We start from the raw sequence: 19,151 nt of genomic DNA on the forward strand, positions 1-19,151 counted from the left end.
ACCATTTATAGTAGTGCAGTTGCACTAGGTAAAAAGAAGGGTTAAGGAATAATGAGGTTAGCAAAACAATTTGGACGTTCAGCCGCAGTATTTACTCTGGTCAGCTTATCGGGTTGTCAGCTGTTTCAATCTCAAACCTATATGGCAGAGATTTCCCCTGTTGCTATTAATGAGCACTCTCAGAGTGTCATGGTGATTAATGATCAAATGGATCGATTCTTGAGCTACGAGGGACGTGAGTCGTTTTTGAATCAAATGCTCGTTGCTCTTGAGTCGGACAGTCGAGATAAATTTAAAGGCAAAGATCCGGAAACCTATTCGTGGTGGAAGATCCGAGTGCAACCTAGTGAGAAACAACAAGCGGAAGTCTTCCGACCAACAGCTGACGGTGTGGATATCTCAAACCCAGTTGAGTTTATGGATGTCTCCTATCGCTCTAAGACCACATTAAACCTGCGATCCAAGCCGAGCCTAGAAGGAGAAAAGCTTGGCGTGTTATCGAAAGGGGAAGTTTTTAATGTGTTGGCAAAAGTGGTGAATCAACCTTGGTTTCTCGTTGAACAGAAAGGCGTGATAAAAGGTTACGTCCATAAGGATTATGCGCGCAGCAATGTGGTAAATCGTGACATTCTTTCTACACAGCCTAATCCTCTTTTAGAGTCTGCTTCGAGCACAACTGAGCAAACGGGCATAGAGCATGAACTGTCAGGAAATTACACTTGCCGCTCCCTTAGCTACGAGCTGACAAAAGATGGCGACATGACGATGGGCTCTTTGCGCGCCTGTCGTAAGAAGAGAAAAGTCTGGTATATCGATACGCCTCAACCGCAGCAAGCAAACCCTTCTTAATCGTTTTCTCCTATGATTGTGCTCAATAGATAGATTATTGGGCACACTCTAATTTGGCATTTGTCATTAATTGTCCAAACTCCCGTCATGCAGTTGTCACCTAAACCTCCTACTTTTCACACAACGGCGTTGTCAAAGTAAGGAAAGGCCACATGCGAACCATAGAGACAATTACACAGCCAATTGCAACCATTGCTAAGTTTGATTTAGCGCTCTCTAGTGTTTGTCTTAAGCACCGTTTTAATCAGCAAGTTGCCAACATCAGTAAAGGAGTCTCCCACAGTGGTGACGGACATCTGTACTTGGTGCTAGGTTTATTAGCTTGGTATTTAGATAAAGAGCAGGGAGTTTGGTTTTTACTGGCGGGTTTACTTGCTTTTGCCATCGAGTTGCCAATTTATTGGACGCTGAAAAACAGTTTTAAGCGTCGTCGCCCTGAAGAACTCAGTGCACTCCTTCCTGCTTTTATTACCCCCTCTGATCGCTACAGTCTTCCTTCAGGACACACTGCCGCTGCGTTTGTCATGGCGACGCTGATTGATCATTTCTATCCGAGCCTAGGCGTTGCTGCATTCTTTTGGGCAAGTTTAATCGGAACTGCGCGAATCTTATTGGGGGTGCACTTTTTTACCGATGTCATCATTGGTGCACTGCTAGGTAGCTTTTGTGGTGGGTTAGCGATTGCGATGCTGGGAGGCTAATTGATGAAAATCTTATACGGTGTTCAAGGTACAGGAAACGGACATATTGCGCGTGCGAGGGCGATGAGTCATGCGTTTAAAGAGCACGATGTTGAGGTCGATTTTTTGTTTTCTGGACGAGCGCCTGAAAAGTACTTTTCAATGGAAGCGTTTGGCGATTATCAGACTCGCCGAGGCTTCACCTTTATCACTGAAAAAGGTTCAGTGAACTATGCGAAAACAGCATTGAGTAACAATTTAGTGCAATTTTGCAAAGAAGTTCAACGGCTTGATTTGTCGTCCTATGATCTCGTGCTCAATGATTTCGAGCCTGTTACGGCATGGGCGGCAAAACAACAAAATAAGCCGTCGATTGGTATCAGTCATCAAAATGCTTTCCGTTATCCAGTGCCGTTAAAGGGAGCGAGTTGGTTAGACAAATCCGTCATTGAATACTTTGCGCCTTCTCAACACCACCTTGGTTTGCATTGGCATCATTTTGATCAACCTTTGCTACCACCGATAGTGCATACCGTCGATAGCCAAGCGGAAAATGACGATTTTGTTTTGGTGTATCTACCGTTCGAATCCATTGAAGACATCTCTGATTTATTGTTCCACTTTAATCAACAAGCGTTTATCTGTTATCACCCCGATGTGATCGAATGTGAGCAAGTGGAAAACATAGAATTACGCCCTTTATGCCACAGCAACTTTCAGCATCATTTACATCGCTGTAGTGGTGTCATTGCCAATGGTGGATTCGAGCTCCCTTCGGAAGCTCTGTCTCTAGGAAAAAAATTATTGCTTAAGCCACTCGCAGGTCAGTTTGAGCAACAAAGCAATGTCGCGACCTTAGAAGACTTAGGACTTGCGATGTCGATGGAGAGCTTAGACATTTCCGCAGTACGCCAGTGGCTAAAGGAGCAACAAGCCGAAAGTGTGAAATACCCAGATGTTGCTCAGGCCATTGTTCATTGGGTATTGCAAGGCGCGTGGGATTCACAAGCGGAGTTATCCAAACAGTTATGGGAGCAAGTTGATTTCCCAAGTTACGTGTCGAACATTTAAGTACGTTGTTCTAAGTACATTGTTCCTTCCTATTTTTGACACGATTTTGTTGCAGCCTTTCAATCTAGAAGGCTGCATTTTTATTCTCTCTCTTTCATTTCTATTCAATGTGTATTTGCTGATAATTTGACTGATAAGTGCAAATTTCACTCAGAGATATAGTCGTCATCTGTTGGTTTGCTCTCGACCAATAACTGAGGTAAATGCATGCGTGTGGTGACCATCCGTCTCATCAATTTGCTAAATACTTCCTCAAAGAATGCGCTTTTACGTGTTTTATAGTTTTTTATGTTTTTATCAAGCTGTTGTTATTTAAAGGGTAAATACCTAATCGGCTAAAATTTACTGATTAAATATCAATCTAGTTGCGAAACCGCAATCGATTAGTTGATAGTACAGTTCGAGCCGGAAGTATCCGGACAGCAAATATAATAAAAAGTTAGGTTATCTATTCGTAAAATGATTCGAATCCAGCCGCCGTCTTTTGTGCGAGATGGGATTCTATTCGTTATGAATTTAATGAACAAAGTTGACGATTACAAAAGAGGCGCACTCAATGTTAGAGAAGAAAGATGCGATGAGCGCAATTGCTAGCTACCGTATGGAAAGCACTTTGCGTGGTGTAGATTTAAACCTACTGACTGTATTTGATGCTGTGATGCAAGAGCAAAATATTACTCGTGCAGCACATAACTTAGGCATGTCTCAGCCGGCAGTAAGTAATGCCGTGGCACGTCTAAAAGTGATGTTTAACGACGAGCTGTTTATGCGTCAGGGCCGTGGTATTCAGCCAACGCAACGTGCTCGTCAGTTGTTTGGCCCAATTCGCCAAGCATTACAGCTGATTCGTAATGAACTTCCTAGCTCCGTATTCCAACCAGAATCTTCGACTCGCTTATTTAAGCTGGCGATTTGCAGTCCTTGTGACATGCGTTTTGCTCCGAAGATCATGGCAAAAGTGAATCAACAAGCACCAAACGTTCAGCTTCACCTAGATGCAGAATTTGACCGTCTGTTGTCTGAGCGTATGCGCTATCAAGAAATTGATTTCGTGATCGATTATGCTCGCTTTGATGAGCAAGGTTTCTCAAGTACTGAAATCTTCAAAGATGAATTAGTGGTTATCGCGTCAAAAACACACCCACGCATTCAAGGTGGTGTAACGGCCGAGCAACTGCTTAACGAAAAACATGCGAAGTTATCGAAAGTGCACGGTCAACGCAGCTTCTCAGAACAAGCATATCGTGAACTGGATTGCCAAGCCGCGTACGAAGGCTCTAGTCTAAGCAACCTACTATATGTGGTAGGTCAATCTGAGCTTGTGACTATCGCGCCACGTTGGATGGCAGAAAATGCGGTAAACAGCGATCAGCTGCAAATTCTAGACTTCCCATTTGCAAACAAGGAAATCAGCGGCTTCTTAAGCTGGCATGAATCAAGTGAAAAAGATAAAGGCCACATTTGGCTGCGCGATCAACTGATGATCACTTGTGGTGAAGTGGTTGCCGCAAAATAAGATGACGTTTGGTCTTATCGGTTAAGACCATATTGGTAATCATCAATTTTTACAATTCATTGGTCCCCGAGAGATTTTTGTCTCTCGGGGCTTTTTGTTTTAGCAATCAACAATCGAAACAGTAAGTTAAATAGAGTAATCATTCAGCAGTTTTGGGTATGTTCGCGACGTATAAGTGATAGTTGTCTCTTATTAGTGATAAGTTTGATACTGGTCAGTTGCGTTTTAGCAAGCCGTGAGTACACTTGTTCGCTCAATTAGCTTACGCCTGTAAGCCAAAAGGTAAGTAAAAGAATGGCCAAGTTAGATTTTCATATCGTTAAACGTATTCGTGAACAAATTGCGAACGGTGGTACACGCGTTGCACTCAAGCATAAAGTGGGTGAGGAATGGCAAGGTATTACGTGGACGCAATTTGGTCAGCAAGTTGATGCTTTATCACTTGCACTTTTGGCTCAGGGATTAGGAGTCCAAGATAAAATCGGCATTTTCTCGAACAACATGCCGCAATGGACGATTGCTGATATTGCAGCGCTACAACTACGCGGCGTAACAGTACCTATTTACCCAACCAATACCGCCGCTCAGTCGGCGTACATCATTGACAACGCAGACGTCAAAGTGCTGTTTGTTGGTGAGCAGCCACAATTTGACGCAGCAGTGAGCATTTTCGACCAGTGCGAGCAGTTAGAGCTCATTGTTGCCATGTCTGATGATATCGAACTTGGCGAGCATGATTTCGTTATCTCTTGGCAAGCATTTGTCGCCAAAGGCGATACCACATACCAAGTTGAATTAGACGCACGTTTAGAGCAAGCAAAGGAAGATGATCTACTTACGCTGATCTACACCTCGGGCACAACAGGCCAACCAAAGGGTGTCATGTTGGACTACGCAAACATTGCGGCGCAATTGGAAGGGCACGATCAACGTTTGAGCCTTTCTCAAAGTGATGTGTCATTGTGTTTCCTTCCGCTGTCACACGTATTTGAACGCGCTTGGACCTTTTATGTGTTGTACAAAGGGGCGACCAACTGCTATTTGCAAGACACCATGCAGGTACGTGATGCACTGAGCCAAGTACGACCTACCGTGATGTGTGCCGTACCGCGTTTCTATGAGAAGATCTTCTCTGCGATTCATGAGAAAGTGTCTCGCGCACCGATTCACCGTAAGATTATGTTTACTTGGGCTGTGAACATGGGCGCAAAAATGGCCGCTTGTCATCAAGAAAAACGTCAGCCATCGCTCATGCTGCGCAAGTCATATGAATTGGCGGATAAATTGGTTCTGAGCAAGCTGCGTGCGTTACTTGGTGGACAAATCAACTTTATGCCGTGTGGCGGTGCGAAGTTAGATGAAACCATAGGCCGATTCTTCCACGCGATTGGTATCAATGTGAAGTTAGGTTACGGCATGACTGAAACCACGGCGACAGTATCGTGTTGGGATGATAAGTGCTTTAACCCAGACTCTATTGGTATGTCGATGCCTGGCGCGCAAGTGAAGATCGGTGAGAACAACGAGATTCTCGTGCGTGGTCCAATGGTGATGCGTGGCTATTACAAAATGCCAGAAGAGACCGAAAAGACCTTTGATGAGCACGGTTTCCTAAAAACTGGCGATGCGGGTTACATTGATGAAAATGGCAACCTGTTCATCACTGATCGTATCAAAGAGTTGATGAAAACTTCAGGTGGTAAATACATCGCTCCACAAATGATTGAAGGTGCGATTGGTAAAGACCACTTCATCGAGCAAATCGCGGTTATCGCGGACACGCGTAAGTTTGTCTCGGCGCTGATTGTGCCGTGTTTTGATTCTCTTGAAGAGTATGCGAAAGAGCTGAATATCAAGTATCACGATCGCGTTGAATTGATTAAGCATCACCAAGTGGTCGAAATGCTTGAGAAGCGTGTTAACGATCTCCAAAAAGAGTTGGCAAAGTTTGAACAGGTGAAGAAGTTTAAACTGTTACCAAGAGCTTTCTCTATGGATGATGGTGAGTTAACGCCAACTCAAAAACTGCGTCGTAAAGTCATCAATGACAAATACCAAGATGAAATTGAAGAAATGTATAAGGAAAAGTCAGAGAAAAAGTAACTTAAGCTGACTTAGATTTTATATTGATGAAAAAATCCTCAGTGATGTGATTGCGCATTACTGGGGATTTTTGTTTGTGTTGATTCTTTCTATTTTGCTCACCAAATACAGCTATTTAGCACCCTATACTTAAAAGGTTCTGAAATAATGTTCTTTTTTTAAACGTTAAGTTTTTAGGTTGTACTGTGAAATAAGGTATGTGTGGCTGCTATTCCTACTAACATTCTAATTACTAGCATCTTGTTTAAAAAGTAGACCAACCTCTCATTAGACCCGTTGATAATAAAACGTTACATTTGTTGGGTAACCTTGCGGGATGTTATGACGAACGCAAGACATAGCCGAAAACGTGGAAGTATTTCGATTAGGCTACGAATAAGACCTAGACTATGTAAAACCAGACCAATCCGTTGACCTTACGGTGAGGAAACTGGCTAAGGAGAGCAATTATGACAGCAATGTTGTCAGGCGCAGAGATGGTGGTTCAATCTCTGATAGAAGAGCACGTAGAGCAGATCTTTGGCTACCCAGGTGGCTCTGTTTTGGATATCTACGATGCACTGCATGCCAAAACCGATCAAATCAAACACGTACTTGTAAGGCATGAGCAAGCCGCCACTCATATGGCAGATGGTTACGCTCGCGCTACCGGTAAACCGGGTGTCGTACTGGTATGTTCAGGTCCGGGCGCGACCAATACCATTACTGGTATTGCCACGGCTTATATGGATTCCATCCCAATGATCGTTATCTCGGGTAACGTACCTAATAGCCTAATTGGTAATGATGCTTTCCAAGAATGTGACATCGTTGGTGTCTCTCGCCCAGTGGTCAAGCACAGCTTTTTAGTGAAAAAAGCGGAAGATATTCCTGAAACTATCAAGAAAGCGTTTTATATCGCGACCACAGGTCGACCTGGTCCAGTAGTGATTGACTTGCCGAAAGATGTAATGAATCCGCAAATCAAACTGCCTTACCAATACCCAGAAACCCTTTCTATGCGTTCTTACAAGCCGACGACGTCGGGTCATAAAGGCCAGATTAAAAAAGCCCTTAAATCGCTGTTAGAAGCGAAAAAACCAGTGCTTTATATCGGTGGTGGGGCGGTGATTTCTGGCGCTCATGAACATATTTTAGAGCTCTCCGACAAGCTGAACCTTCCAGTAGTCAGTACGTTGATGGGACTAGGCGCATTCCCTGGAACGCACAAAAACTCACTGGGCATGCTGGGTATGCACGGTACTTACGAAGCCAATATGGCGATGCATGAAGCGGATCTTATTTTTGGTATCGGTGTGCGTTTTGATGATCGCACGACGAACAACCTTGAAAAATACTGCCCAAACGCAAAAGTCATGCATATTGATATCGATCCATCATCGATATCGAAAAACGTGAAGGTGGATTTACCTATCGTAGGCTCTGCGGAAAAAGTGCTTACAACCATGCTTGGCCTGCTGGCAGAGCAAGAAGGTGGGAACGATGAAGATGCCATCACCGCATGGTGGGATGACATTCAGGTGTGGCGTGACCGAAATTGTTTGGCTTATGAGAAGTCACCAGAGCGAATTAAACCACAGCAAGTGATTGAAACCTTACACAAGCTGACCAATGGTGATGCGTATGTTGCTTCTGATGTAGGTCAGCACCAGATGTTTGCAGCACTTTACTACCCATTTAACAAACCACGCCGTTGGATCAACTCGGGTGGATTGGGCACTATGGGATTTGGCCTTCCGGCTGGTATGGGTGTTAAGTTTGCCATGCCACAAGAAGAAGTCGTGGTTGTTACGGGCGATGGCAGTATTCAAATGAATATCCAAGAGCTTTCGACAGCGATGCAATACGACATTCCAGTGAAGATCATCAACCTAAACAACCGATTCTTAGGCATGGTAAAACAGTGGCAAGACATTATTTATCAAGGTCGTCACTCTAATTCTTACATGAGTTCTGTTCCTGATTTTGCAGCGATTGCAGAAGCTTATGGTCACGTCGGTATTCGTATCGAAACGCCTGATCAGCTCGAAGAAGGGCTACAAAAAGCGTTGGATATGAAAGATCGTCTGGTGTTTGTGGACATCAACGTAGACGAAACCGAACACGTATACCCGATGCAAATCAAAGGTGAGGGTATGGATAAAATGTGGCTAAGCAAAACGGAGAGAACTTAATATGAGACACATTATTTCATTGCTATTGGAAAACCAACCGGGTGCGTTGTCTCGTGTTGTTGGCTTGTTCTCTCAACGTGGTTACAACATTGAATCTTTGACGGTATCACCGACAGATGATGAAACGCTGTCGCGAATGAACATTACCACGACGTCTGATGAGATGCAGTTGGAGCAAATTCAGAAGCAGTTACACAAATTGATCGATGTGCTGAAAGTACAAGAAGTCACCGAGTATGAACACATCGAACGTGAACTGATGATGGTGAAAGTGAAAGCCAGCGGTTTTGCGCGAGCAGAAGTGAAACGGACAGCGGACATCTTCCGTGGCCAGATCGTGGATGTCACTGCTGCTCAATACACGGTACAACTTGCGGGCACGAGTGAAAAGTTGGATGCCTTCATTCAAGCGATATCTGAAGTAACTGAAGTTGTCGAAGTTGCTCGTAGTGGGGTAGTGGGCATTGCCCGAGGTGAGCGCGCACTCAAACCGTAATTGTCTAATTGCATATAGAAAAGCCACTTAATCTAAGTGGCTTTTTGTTTAGAAAATAACAATTAATGATATAATTGTCGTTTTAGTAAGCATTATAGGCAGTAGACGCGTGAAAATACCTAAGCGAGTCGGCACATTGTTGGCGACAGCACTATTTTTTAGTGCGCTCACTGCAGTTTACTATTATCAGAAATATCTGACGTTATTAGAGAGTAACGTTGAGAATACCGCTCAAGAAGCATTACACCAACTGGCTTATACTGGTCGCGAATACAACAATATTCAGGATCAAATTGAGACGATCAGCGATCTTCTCGGTCACAGCCAAAGTCTTTACGACTATCTGCGTCAGCCGAACCGGGTCAACCTTTCTATCTTAGAAGATATGTGGATCTCGGTTGCGATCAACCAAAAGCTATATAAACAAATTCGTTTTCTTGATATTACCGGTCAGGAAAAAGCACGGATTAATTACGATTTCAAAACGGGTATCGCTGCACCCGCCCTCAAATTACATGACAAGTCAGAGCGGGATTATTTTCATTACGCGCAAGGTTTAGGTAATGATGAAATTGCGTCGTGGGGGATTGAACTGGAGCGGGAAAATGGTGAGCTTGTTTACCCTTATAGCCCTTCATTGCGTATTCTGATGCCGATTTCTCTCAATGGGAAACGCGAAGGGTATCTTGTTCTTAATGTTGATATTGAGTATTTATCTTCTCGACTCAACTACTCACCGGTGCGGGATTTTCATATTGAGTTAATTAAAAGTGATGGCTTTTATATCGCTAGTCCTAAGTCATCACGCTTGTACGGCAATATTATCCCAGCTCGTTCTCAATTTAATTTTGGCCGGATGTACCCCAACATTTGGCGCACGATGATCTCAGAAGTTTCGGGCTATGAGTACAACGGCTCGAATTTGATTGCGTATAGCACGATCCAATTTGTTTCTAGTGAACCACTTCATCTGGTTATTGATCTTACCAATGAGCAATTACTATCTCGATCTCAGCGAGATATTGATGACTTAATCCAAGAAGCGTTTTTTGTATTAAGTTTGGTGTTTGGTTTTACTTTACCAACGACCGCGCTAGCCCTGCACTATCGACGTCATAGTATGGAATCGAAGTTAGCTCGGGCTGCACTTGATGGCATGACTGCGGTGATGATCTCAGATGCGTCGCACCGAATCATTATGGTGAACCAAGAATTTGAAAACATGATGGGCTATTCCACCAAGCATACTCAAGGCTGGAATGCGCATAATCTAATTTTCTTACCGGAAGATCTCGAGTCGACCCTCAATATTTGGAATAAGCTTGCGAACGAGCACGTTTGGGAAGGTGAGGTTCGTTGTCGAACCAAGTTTAATCACGTATTTACCGCCATTATGCGCATTCAGGCAAACTTAACCAAGTCAGGTAAAGTAAGCTATTACATCACGTCGCTGGTGGATATATCCGAGCAAAAAGAGCTGGAAGAAAAGCTACGCAACCTCAGTGAAAAAGATGGTTTGACGGGCTTGTGGAACCGCCGAAAATTTGAAGAGCAATTAGCGCAATATGCCGGGATTATTGAGCGTTATCCTGACAGTCCCCCAGCGTGTTTGGCGTTGTTTGATATTGACCACTTTAAGCGCATTAACGATGAACTTGGGCACGATGAAGGGGACAAAGTGATTTGCAGTGTCGCTGAGACTCTTCTTAAAGAGGTGCGCAGTACTGACTTTGTGTCTCGTGTCGGTGGTGAGGAATTTGCGGTGATCATGCCGCATACCACACTCGAAGAAGCAGAAGTTGTATTGAACCGGTTACGTGTGGCGGTTCAACTGCGCAGTGATAGAGCGATTACCGTTAGCGCCGGGTATAGTGATTTAACTTCTGATCGCACGCGTACTTATAAATGTGCTGATATTGCCTTGTATGAATCCAAAAGTGCAGGGCGTAACTGCGTATCGCTATGCCATAGTTTCGATGATATTGCTTAGCTCTTTTTCAAAAACAAAAAATCGGGGATAGACCCCGATTTTTATGCTTATTTTAGCCTCAGCGTTATTCGCTAGCCAGTATGCGATATTGGTTGTCGATGGCCGCTTCGATACACTGCATTGACTGTCTCAAATAACGCTCTAGATAACCTAAAGCATCCTGGCTCTTTTTATCTAACGACGTCTTCATCAGCATTTCTTGTTCATCGATATTACAGTGCCCTGGGTTTCCAGTACCTAACATTTGCATAGCAAAATATTGGTAACGCTTAATTTGCGTGAGTAGATCGCGGAAAAAACCAAACATATTGGCAGAGCCAGCGCCTTCAAACAGCGCAGTAAGAAACTGATTATGGCGTTCTTCCCATTCCTTCCAGCAAAAGCTTTCGCCAGATTTAGAGCGGGATAACTTGTGATAAGCGGTTAGGACGTCCAGTTCCCAATTTTCATCGCCACTCACAATTGCTTTATTTAGTAGGCATGCAGAGACCATTTGTAGGCTCTCGTACAAGTCATTCAACTCATCTTTACATACAGGTGCAACCCAGCAGCCTTTTTGCGGCTCGAGTTTGACGTATTTGCTCCACGATAACTGCACCAAAGCTTCGCGAATGGGTGACGCTCCTACGTTGTACTTCTCTTTGAGTTCCGCAACCACGAGTTTTTGACCCGGTTTAAGCACGCCATCGAGAATATCCTGACGGATCATTTTTGATACTTTGTCGGTAAGAGTGGGACTGGACACATACACCTCATAGAAATTTTAATCGTGACGACAAAATTAAACAGTACGCAATTCTGCGCATGGTGAATGATACAGTTAGGCTATTATTAGAGCAAGAAAGCCATATAAAAAAAGAGGGCATAAGCCCTCTTTATCAATCAACTGAAGTATGAAAAGTTCAGTCTTATAGTACGTGTACAGAAGCTGTGTTCGTAGTACCTGAAGCGACTAGAGCACCAGAAACCATCACTACGATGTCGCCTTTGTTACCTAGACCAGATTCTAGAGCAAGCTCTTTACCTGCTACGTAGAATGCGTCAGTGCTTTCGATAGAATCAACAACAACTGGCGTCACACCTTTAGTTAGAACAAGTTGTGCTGCTGTTTTCTTGTTCGTTGTTAGTGCTAGGATGTTTGCAGTTGGGAAGTATTTACGTACTGAACGTGCAGATTTACCACCTTCAGTTGCAACTACGATAAGTGGAGCAGCCAGTTTTTCAGCTGTGTCTACCGCGCCTTTACATACTGCTTCAGTGATGCGAAGACGTGGGCTGTCTAGACGAGAACCTAGCTCAGCTTTTAGCGCTGAATCAGTACGGTTCGCGATTTGAGCCATGATAGTTACCGCTTCAACAGGGTACTTACCTTTAGCCGTTTCACCAGAAAGCATTACTGCGTCAGTACCGTCCATTACCGCGTTAGCAACGTCGCCTGCTTCCGCACGAGTAGGACGTGGGTTGTTGATCATAGAATCAAGCATCTGAGTTGCAGTGATAACCATCTTACGTGCACGGTTACACTTCTCGATCATCATTTTCTGAGCGAAGATTACTTCTTCAGCTGGGATTTCAACACCTAGGTCACCACGAGCAACCATGATACCGTCAGAAAGCTCTAGGATCTCGTCGAAGTTATCAACACCTTCTTGGTTTTCGATCTTAGAGATGATGTGGATGTTCTCGCCGCCGTTTGCCGCTAGAACTTCACGGATTTCTTGAACGTCAGAAGCTTTACGGATGAAAGAAGCAGCTACGAAGTCAACGCCTTGCTCACAACCGAATTTAAGGTCGTTCTTATCTTTTTCAGATAGAGCAGGTAGGTTTACAGAAACGCCAGGAAGGTTAACACCTTTGTTCTCGCCTAGTGCACCGTTGTTAAGTACTTTACATTTAACTTCTGTTTCAGTCTTAGAGATAACTTCCATCTCGATTAGACCGTCGTCGACTAGGATAGTGTTACCTACGTTTAGGTCTGCTGCGAAACCTGCGTAAGTTACTGCAACTTTATCTTTGTTACCTACAACTGAAGTGTCAGTTGTGAAAGTGAATTCTTGACCAGCTACTAGATCAACGTCGTTACCGCCTTCTAGCTTAATAGTGCGAATTTCTGGACCTTTAGTATCTAGAAGAATTGCTAGTGGTTTGCCAGTAGCTTCCATTACTTTACGGAAGTTCGCGATACGAGTGCCGTGTTCTTCGTAGTCACCGTGAGAGAAGTTAAGACGCATTACGTTCATGCCTGCGTTCACTAGCTCAGTTAGCTTCTCTACAGATTCAGTTTTAGGGCCAATCGTACATACGATTTTGGTCTTTTTCATGGAAGATACTCTCCGGTAAGTATAGTTACAATTTGAAAGTCGGTTGTTTACTCTGAAGTTAGGGCGTTATTGATGACATTTAGTGCCTGTCACCCACCGATTTTTCGCCTCATTATCAGTACTTCAGATTCTGAAAGTCTTTCACCAAGTTTAGTCATTTTATGACTAAAAGATCGGCGATTTTGGTTACCTTTTTGTGACTAATCCCACTTTATATGCAGAAAGTTGCAAAAAAATAGCCTTCAATTCTGTAATTTTTTTTCTTTTCGGTGGCGAATTCTACCACTGAATGAATCCAATATCACTGTTTAAGAATTGTCTTAGGACAAGGTTTTATCGAGAAATATTAATTTTTTGGATCGAAATAAATGGACTTAAAAGTTTCGGTTTGACTATAATAAGTTTCACATCGAAACTTAAGTTCAAAACGTAAATGTCGAAACGAAACACTCAACTAAGAAGACACGCCATTTCTAACTTGGTTTCTGAGCTAGGAGAAGTCAGCGTTGACGAACTCGCTCAGAAATTCGAAACCTCAGAGGTCACGATTAGAAAGGATTTAGCTTCTTTAGAGAAAAATGGCCAACTTCTACGCCGCTACGGCGGTGCGATTGCTATCCCAACAGAAGTCATTCACGAAGAATTGAGCGCTAATGTTTCGACTCGAAAGCTAAACTTGGCAAAAGCAGCGGCATCACTGATTCGAGACCATAATCGCATCGTGATCGACAGTGGCAGTACGACGGCTGCGTTGATTCAACAGTTGAATGACAAACGTGGCTTAGTTGTCATGACCAACTCGTTGCATGTTGCTAACGCCCTTAATGAATTAGAGAGCGAACCAACACTGCTGATGACTGGCGGGACTTGGGATACGCACTCAGAATCTTTTCAAGGCAAAGTAGCCGAATCTGTGTTACGAGCTTACGACTTTGACCAGCTATTTATCGGTGCGGATGGCATCGACCTCGAACGCGGCACCACAACATTTAATGAATTGGTTGGTTTGAGTAAGGTAATGGCGGAAGTGTCGCGCGAAGTGATCGTCATGATCGAATCGGAAAAAATCGGTCGTAAGATCCCGAATTTAGAGCTCGCTTGGCATCAAATTGATGTGCTAGTGACGGATGCTGATATTCAGCAAGAACACAAAATACAGATTGAACAACATGGCGTGAAAGTCATTTGCGCCTAATCTAATAATGTAATCAGTTTCATATTTCACTTCCCTCTGAATACAGGCCTTTGCTTGCTGCCTCTATCTGAAACATGGCTAGGGAAGAACAAAACTACAAACGGAGATAAACACATGTGTGGAATCGTAGGTGCAGTAGCACAACGAGATGTTGCAGAAATTTTGGTTGAAGGTCTACGCCGCTTAGAGTACCGCGGTTACGACTCAGCTGGCGTTGCTGTTGTTGATGGCGAGTCAAACCTAACGCGCGTTCGTCGCTTGGGTAAAGTGCAAGAATTGGCTGATGCAGTAGAAGAAGCAAAAGTGATCGGCGGAACGGGTATTGCACACACTCGCTGGGCGACGCACGGTGAACCATCTGAAGTTAATGCACACCCACATATGTCCGGCGATATTGCTGTTGTACATAACGGTATTATCGAAAACCACGAAGAGCTTCGTGAATTGCTTCAATCTCGTGGTTACGTGTTTGAATCTCAAACGGATACAGAAGTTATCGCACATATGGTTGAGTGGGAACTTCGCACTTCAGAAACGCTACTAGAAGCAGTACAAAAAACAGCAAAACAACTTGAAGGCGCATACGGCACGGTAGCGTTGGATCGCAAAGATCCTTCACGCATCGTAGTAGCGCGTTCAGGCAGCCCGATCGTAATTGGTTTTGGTGTGGGTGAAAACTTCCTGGCTTCTGATCAACTTGCGCTACTGAATGTAACGCGCCGTTTCATGTACCTAGAAGAAGGTGATGTGGCAGAAATCACTCGCCGTGAGGTTACTGTCTTTGACGCAACGGGCGAGCTGGTTGAGCGTGAAATCGTAGAATCTAACGCAGAACATGATGCTGGCGATAAAGGCCAATACCGCCACTTCATGCAAAAAGAAATCTATGAGCAACCTAAAGCGTTGATCAACACAATGGAAGGCCGTATCACGGCAGACTCTGTTGTAACTGATGCGATCGGTGTGCATGCGGCTGACATTCTAAGCAAAGTAGAACACGTACAAATCGTTGCGTGTGGTACGTCTTACAACGCAGGTATGACAGCGCGTTACTGGTTTGAAGACATTGCTGGCGTGAGCTGTGACGTAGAAATCGCCTCTGAATTCCGTTACCGCAAGTTTGTGACTCGTCCAAACAGCCTATTGATCACGTTGTCTCAGTCTGGTGAAACCGCCGATACGCTAGCAGCACTTCGTCTTGCGAAAGAAAAAGGTTACATGGCGGCGATGACCATTTGTAACGTAGCAGGTTCTTCTTTGGTTCGTGAATCAGATTTTGCGTTCATGACTCGCGCTGGTGTTGAAATCGGTGTCGCTTCAACCAAAGCGTTCACGACTCAGCTTTCTGCACTATTGATGCTGGTTACGGCGTTAGGTAAAGAGCAAGGTCGCGTCAGCAAAGAGAAAGAAAAAGAGATTGTTGAAGCGCTACACGCACTTCCTAAGCAAATCAACGCGGCACTTTCTTTCGAGAAAGACATTGAAGCACTAGCGACGGATTTCGCAGACAAGCACCACACACTGTTCCTAGGTCGTGGTGAATTCTATCCAATCGCGATGGAAGCGTCTCTAAAATTGAAAGAGATCTCTTACATCCACGCAGAAGCTTACGCGGCGGGTGAACTGAAACATGGTCCTCTAGCGCTGATTGATGCTGACATGCCTGTTGTTGTGGTTGCACCAAGTAACGACCTACTTGAAAAGCTAAAATCAAACGTTGAAGAAGTACGTGCACGTGGCGGCCTTCTATACGTATTCGCAGATGCAGACGCAGGCTTCGAAGGCGATGAAACAATGAAGATCATCACGATGCCTCACGTTAGTGAAATCACGGCGGCGATCTACTACACCATCCCAATGCAGTTGCTGTCATACTACGTAGCGCTGATCAAAGGTACGGACGTAGACCAACCACGTAACCTAGCGAAAGCGGTAACGGTTGAGTAATTACGCTTAACAGCAAAAATCCCAAGCGGCACATGCGAGAGTATGTGCCGCTTTTTTTGTCTTATTCTAAGCGTGATGGAACGCTCAAGAGCCTTCGCCAGTAGGTTGCTTTCATGACAAAAATGTCATGTTGTTGAAAGGGTGGTGTCAGAGGCGGTGTTCAATAATGACCTCATTGAAAACAAGCACTCAAAGGTTAACAACATGAACGCAATCAAAACTGCTCTTTTTGTAACGGTAATGGCAATCACTAGCGCATCTGCATTCGCTCAACCACTTTTCACTGGTGGCAACTACGTGAGCCGCGAAGAGATGAAAACCATCTCAGTTACCCCGACAGCAACGTCAGATGAGGCTTATCAACAGGCTCTGTCTGAACTCAATTCACTTAAAACCATGACGGCTCGTGAACTGAATAAAGAGCTCAATATCCTGACGTTTAATGTGAAGTCTCGTAGTACGCATTTAAAAGATGGTGGCTTCGTGACCGTGCAAGAACGCATGAATGAAGATGGTCAGTTGGAATATTTGGGTAAAGTGAATGTCAAAGTGCATTATGCCGAACGAGATAACAATCGATAATGGTTTACCAATGGGAAAGAGTATGGTGTGGTTCACATCATGCTCTTTTTCGAGCTTTATACTGGGTTCTCATCCTCCCGCTAACACACTAGGTAAGTGAACTTGAAAATATTGATCGTCGAAGATGAGCACAAAGCCGGAGAATATCTGCAAAAAGGTTTGATTGAATCTGGGTATGTGGTGGATTTAGTACATGATGGGGTCGATGGGCTGTATCACGCTACCAGTGAAGAATATGACTTAATCCTCCTCGACATTATGTTGCCTAAACTCGATGGTTGGCAGGTGCTTAATACATTGCGCAGTAGTGGGATTCACACCCCAGTGATCATGCTGACAGCGAAGGAGCAAGTGGAAGATCGCGTGCGCGGTTTTGAGCTGGGTGCCAATGACTATGTCGTAAAACCTTACGCGTTTGCGGAGCTACTGGCGCGTATTCAAAACGTATTTCGTCATCATATTTCCGCGCAAGTGGTCGCATCGCCGCAAACATTACGTGTGGCAGATTTAGAACTTGATATGATCAAACGCGTTGCCACGCGCGCGGGGCAGTCGATGTCGCTTACCGCCAAAGAATATGCCCTGCTTGAGTTGTTGATGCGCAAAACTGGCCAAGTGCTTTCACGTACCACTATTGCGTCGTTAGTGTGGGATATGAACTTTGACAGCGATACCAATGTGATTGATGTGGCGGTCAAACGTCTGCGTAGCAAAGTGGACAAACCGTTCGATAAACCACTGATTCACACTGTCAGAGGGATGGGCTACAAACTCGAAGAGAGTTGTGATGCCTAAGTTTTCGCTCCCTTTTTCCATGAAAAATAAGCTCGTGCTGATGTTTGTTAGCATGACGTTCGTGACCTATTTTTCTTTGGCTTTCATCCTACAGTACGCCATTGAGCGCCACTTTTATTCGCAAGATTTCAGCTATATTTCCAGTAAGTTCAATGCCATTGAGAAAGCGTTAAAACGCTCGCCAGAGGATGTGTTCAAGCAAGCGAATAACAGCACGCTCTACATGTGGGTGTTTGAAGGCAAGCAGAACGTGTATCAGAATTCGAGCCTGACGATTCCTCAGAACCGAGCCTATAGCATTAGCTCACCTCAGGTTTTAAATCACGAGCGCGCCATCGAATGGAGTGAGGACTCGCTGAATATCCGCGCGTTTGCGTTTCAAGCTGGGGAGTATCAGGTGGTGCTCGGCATGAGTATCAACCACCATATTTTGTTTTTGGATAAACTCGACTGGATTTTGTTTTGGGCGCTCGGTTTGGCGTTTGTGATTTCTTCCGCGTTGAGCGGTTGGATTGTAAAACGTGGGTTGAAGCCGATTGTGGGGTTGAATCAGCACATTCAACAGATATCCCCAGAGCAAATGGGCATTCGTCTCGACCCCGATTCGTTGCCAATAGAACTGCGCGAGTTAGCCAACAAACACAACGCGATGCTCGATAGGTTGCAAACTGGTTTTCGCCGCTTGAGCGAGTTTTCTTCTGATATAGCACATGAGTTAAAAACGCCACTCACCAACATTACTACGCAAAATCAGGTCATTTTAGGTGCATGTCGAACGCCTGAGGAATATCAGGATGCGATTGCCTCAACGTTAGAAGAACTCAACCGCATCACGAAAACCATCAACGATTTGCTCTACATTGCCAAGGCTGAAAACAAGCTCATTCATCGCCATGACGAAGTGTTTGCGGTGCGGGAGGAAATCGACCGCTTGGTCGCGTATTTTGAAATATTGGCCGAAGATGCCGAGGTTCGAATCGTGAACTCAGGCGACGGTCAGCTCTATATGGACAAAAACATGTTTGAGCGTGCGGTGGGCAACTTGCTCTCCAACGCGATTCGCCATGCGTATGCTGATTCAACCATTGTGATTGACGTTCAAGAGGTTGATGAATGGGTGACGATATCGGTCAGCAACCAAGGTGACTCCATTGCCGAGCAAAACTTACCGTACCTTTTCGACCGATTTTATCGCGCAGATAAATCTCGCCAACATGTAGGTAGCGTCGGTGCAGGGCTAGGTTTGTCGATTACCCAATCTATCGTGCAGGCGTATGAAGGACAGATAAAAGTAACATCAGATAAAGAAAAGACGCAGTTTGTCATGATGTTGCCATCGGCAGGTGTCAATGGAAGTGATAAGTTAGTTGAAGCATAAAAGGCAAGCCTTGACTTGCCTTTTGGGACTCAAACTCGTTTGAAGTTATTTGGG

Annotated in this window: 15 protein-coding genes; 13 read left to right on the forward strand and 2 right to left on the reverse strand. The window is 44.5% G+C overall.

Features of this window, described 5'->3' with window-relative positions; translation table 11 throughout:
- Positions 1-51: 51 nt before the first annotated feature.
- From NL645_RS15940 to NL645_RS15975, 8 genes are all read left to right on the forward strand, one after another.
- Positions 52-849 carry an SH3 domain-containing protein gene (locus NL645_RS15940; RefSeq protein ID WP_253652019.1) on the forward strand — a complete coding sequence of 266 codons (798 nt, stop codon included), beginning with the start codon at positions 52-54 and terminating at the stop codon, positions 847-849.
- Between the two features lie 152 nt (positions 850-1,001).
- The gene (locus tag NL645_RS15945; protein WP_203342959.1) at positions 1,002-1,550 is read left to right on the forward strand and encodes a phosphatase PAP2 family protein; all 549 of its coding nucleotides are present in this window, start codon (positions 1,002-1,004) and stop codon (positions 1,548-1,550) included.
- A 3-nt stretch (positions 1,551-1,553) separates the two neighbouring features.
- Positions 1,554-2,600 carry an MJ1255/VC2487 family glycosyltransferase gene (locus NL645_RS15950; RefSeq protein ID WP_253652020.1) on the forward strand — a complete coding sequence of 349 codons (1,047 nt, stop codon included), beginning with the start codon at positions 1,554-1,556 and terminating at the stop codon, positions 2,598-2,600.
- Positions 2,601-3,156: 556 nt separating this feature from the next.
- Entirely contained in the window at positions 3,157-4,116 is a 960-nt protein-coding gene (gene calR / locus NL645_RS15955; protein WP_005379693.1) for a LysR family transcriptional regulator CalR, read from the forward strand.
- Between the two features lie 294 nt (positions 4,117-4,410).
- Entirely contained in the window at positions 4,411-6,219 is a 1,809-nt protein-coding gene (locus NL645_RS15960) for a long-chain fatty acid--CoA ligase (RefSeq protein WP_053809448.1), read from the forward strand.
- 449 nt (positions 6,220-6,668) lie between these two features.
- On the forward strand, positions 6,669-8,393 hold the full coding sequence (locus tag NL645_RS15965; RefSeq protein WP_005392255.1) for an acetolactate synthase 3 large subunit: 1,725 nt from the start codon (positions 6,669-6,671) through the stop codon (positions 8,391-8,393).
- A 1-nt stretch (position 8,394) separates the two neighbouring features.
- On the forward strand, positions 8,395-8,889 hold the full coding sequence (ilvN, locus tag NL645_RS15970) for an acetolactate synthase small subunit (protein ID WP_005392253.1): 495 nt from the start codon (positions 8,395-8,397) through the stop codon (positions 8,887-8,889).
- A 109-nt stretch (positions 8,890-8,998) separates the two neighbouring features.
- The gene (locus NL645_RS15975) at positions 8,999-10,879 is read left to right on the forward strand and encodes a GGDEF domain-containing protein (RefSeq protein WP_005392251.1); all 1,881 of its coding nucleotides are present in this window, start codon (positions 8,999-9,001) and stop codon (positions 10,877-10,879) included.
- 64 nt (positions 10,880-10,943) lie between these two features.
- On the opposite strand, the gene NL645_RS15980 is transcribed toward NL645_RS15975, so the two are convergent.
- Together NL645_RS15980 and pykF are read right to left on the reverse strand one after the other, a co-directional pair.
- Entirely contained in the window at positions 10,944-11,630 is a 687-nt protein-coding gene (locus NL645_RS15980; protein ID WP_258586607.1) for a GntR family transcriptional regulator, read from the reverse strand.
- Positions 11,631-11,787: 157 nt separating this feature from the next.
- Positions 11,788-13,200: a pyruvate kinase PykF gene (gene pykF, locus NL645_RS15985; RefSeq protein WP_005392243.1), complete on the reverse strand. Its 1,413-nt coding sequence runs from the start codon at positions 13,198-13,200 to the stop codon at positions 11,788-11,790.
- A gap of 433 nt (positions 13,201-13,633) precedes the next feature.
- Here pykF and NL645_RS15990 point away from each other — a divergent pair, with 433 nt between their 5' ends.
- The 5 genes from NL645_RS15990 (at position 13,634) to NL645_RS16010 (ending at position 19,097) form a co-directional block, all read left to right on the forward strand.
- On the forward strand, positions 13,634-14,395 hold the full coding sequence (locus NL645_RS15990) for a DeoR/GlpR family DNA-binding transcription regulator (protein WP_005392240.1): 762 nt from the start codon (positions 13,634-13,636) through the stop codon (positions 14,393-14,395).
- Positions 14,396-14,509: 114 nt separating this feature from the next.
- Complete coding sequence (gene glmS / locus NL645_RS15995; RefSeq protein ID WP_005392238.1) at positions 14,510-16,342, forward strand: glutamine--fructose-6-phosphate transaminase (isomerizing); 1,833 nt, start codon at positions 14,510-14,512, stop codon at positions 16,340-16,342.
- 204 nt (positions 16,343-16,546) lie between these two features.
- On the forward strand, positions 16,547-16,924 hold the full coding sequence (locus NL645_RS16000; RefSeq protein WP_031815906.1) for a DUF3316 domain-containing protein: 378 nt from the start codon (positions 16,547-16,549) through the stop codon (positions 16,922-16,924).
- A 102-nt stretch (positions 16,925-17,026) separates the two neighbouring features.
- Positions 17,027-17,719 (forward strand): heavy metal response regulator transcription factor, encoded by a 693-nt coding sequence (locus NL645_RS16005; RefSeq protein WP_005392236.1) that lies wholly within the window; start codon positions 17,027-17,029, stop codon positions 17,717-17,719.
- Entirely contained in the window at positions 17,712-19,097 is a 1,386-nt protein-coding gene (locus NL645_RS16010; RefSeq protein ID WP_253652021.1) for a heavy metal sensor histidine kinase, read from the forward strand. The genes NL645_RS16005 and NL645_RS16010 overlap by 8 nt, the downstream gene beginning before the upstream one ends.
- Positions 19,098-19,151 lie beyond the last annotated feature (54 nt).

Origin of the sequence: Vibrio sp. Y51_MX_L26 (genome assembly GCF_024181935.1) — a bacterium.
Taxonomy (GTDB): domain Bacteria; phylum Pseudomonadota; class Gammaproteobacteria; order Enterobacterales; family Vibrionaceae; genus Vibrio; species Vibrio diabolicus.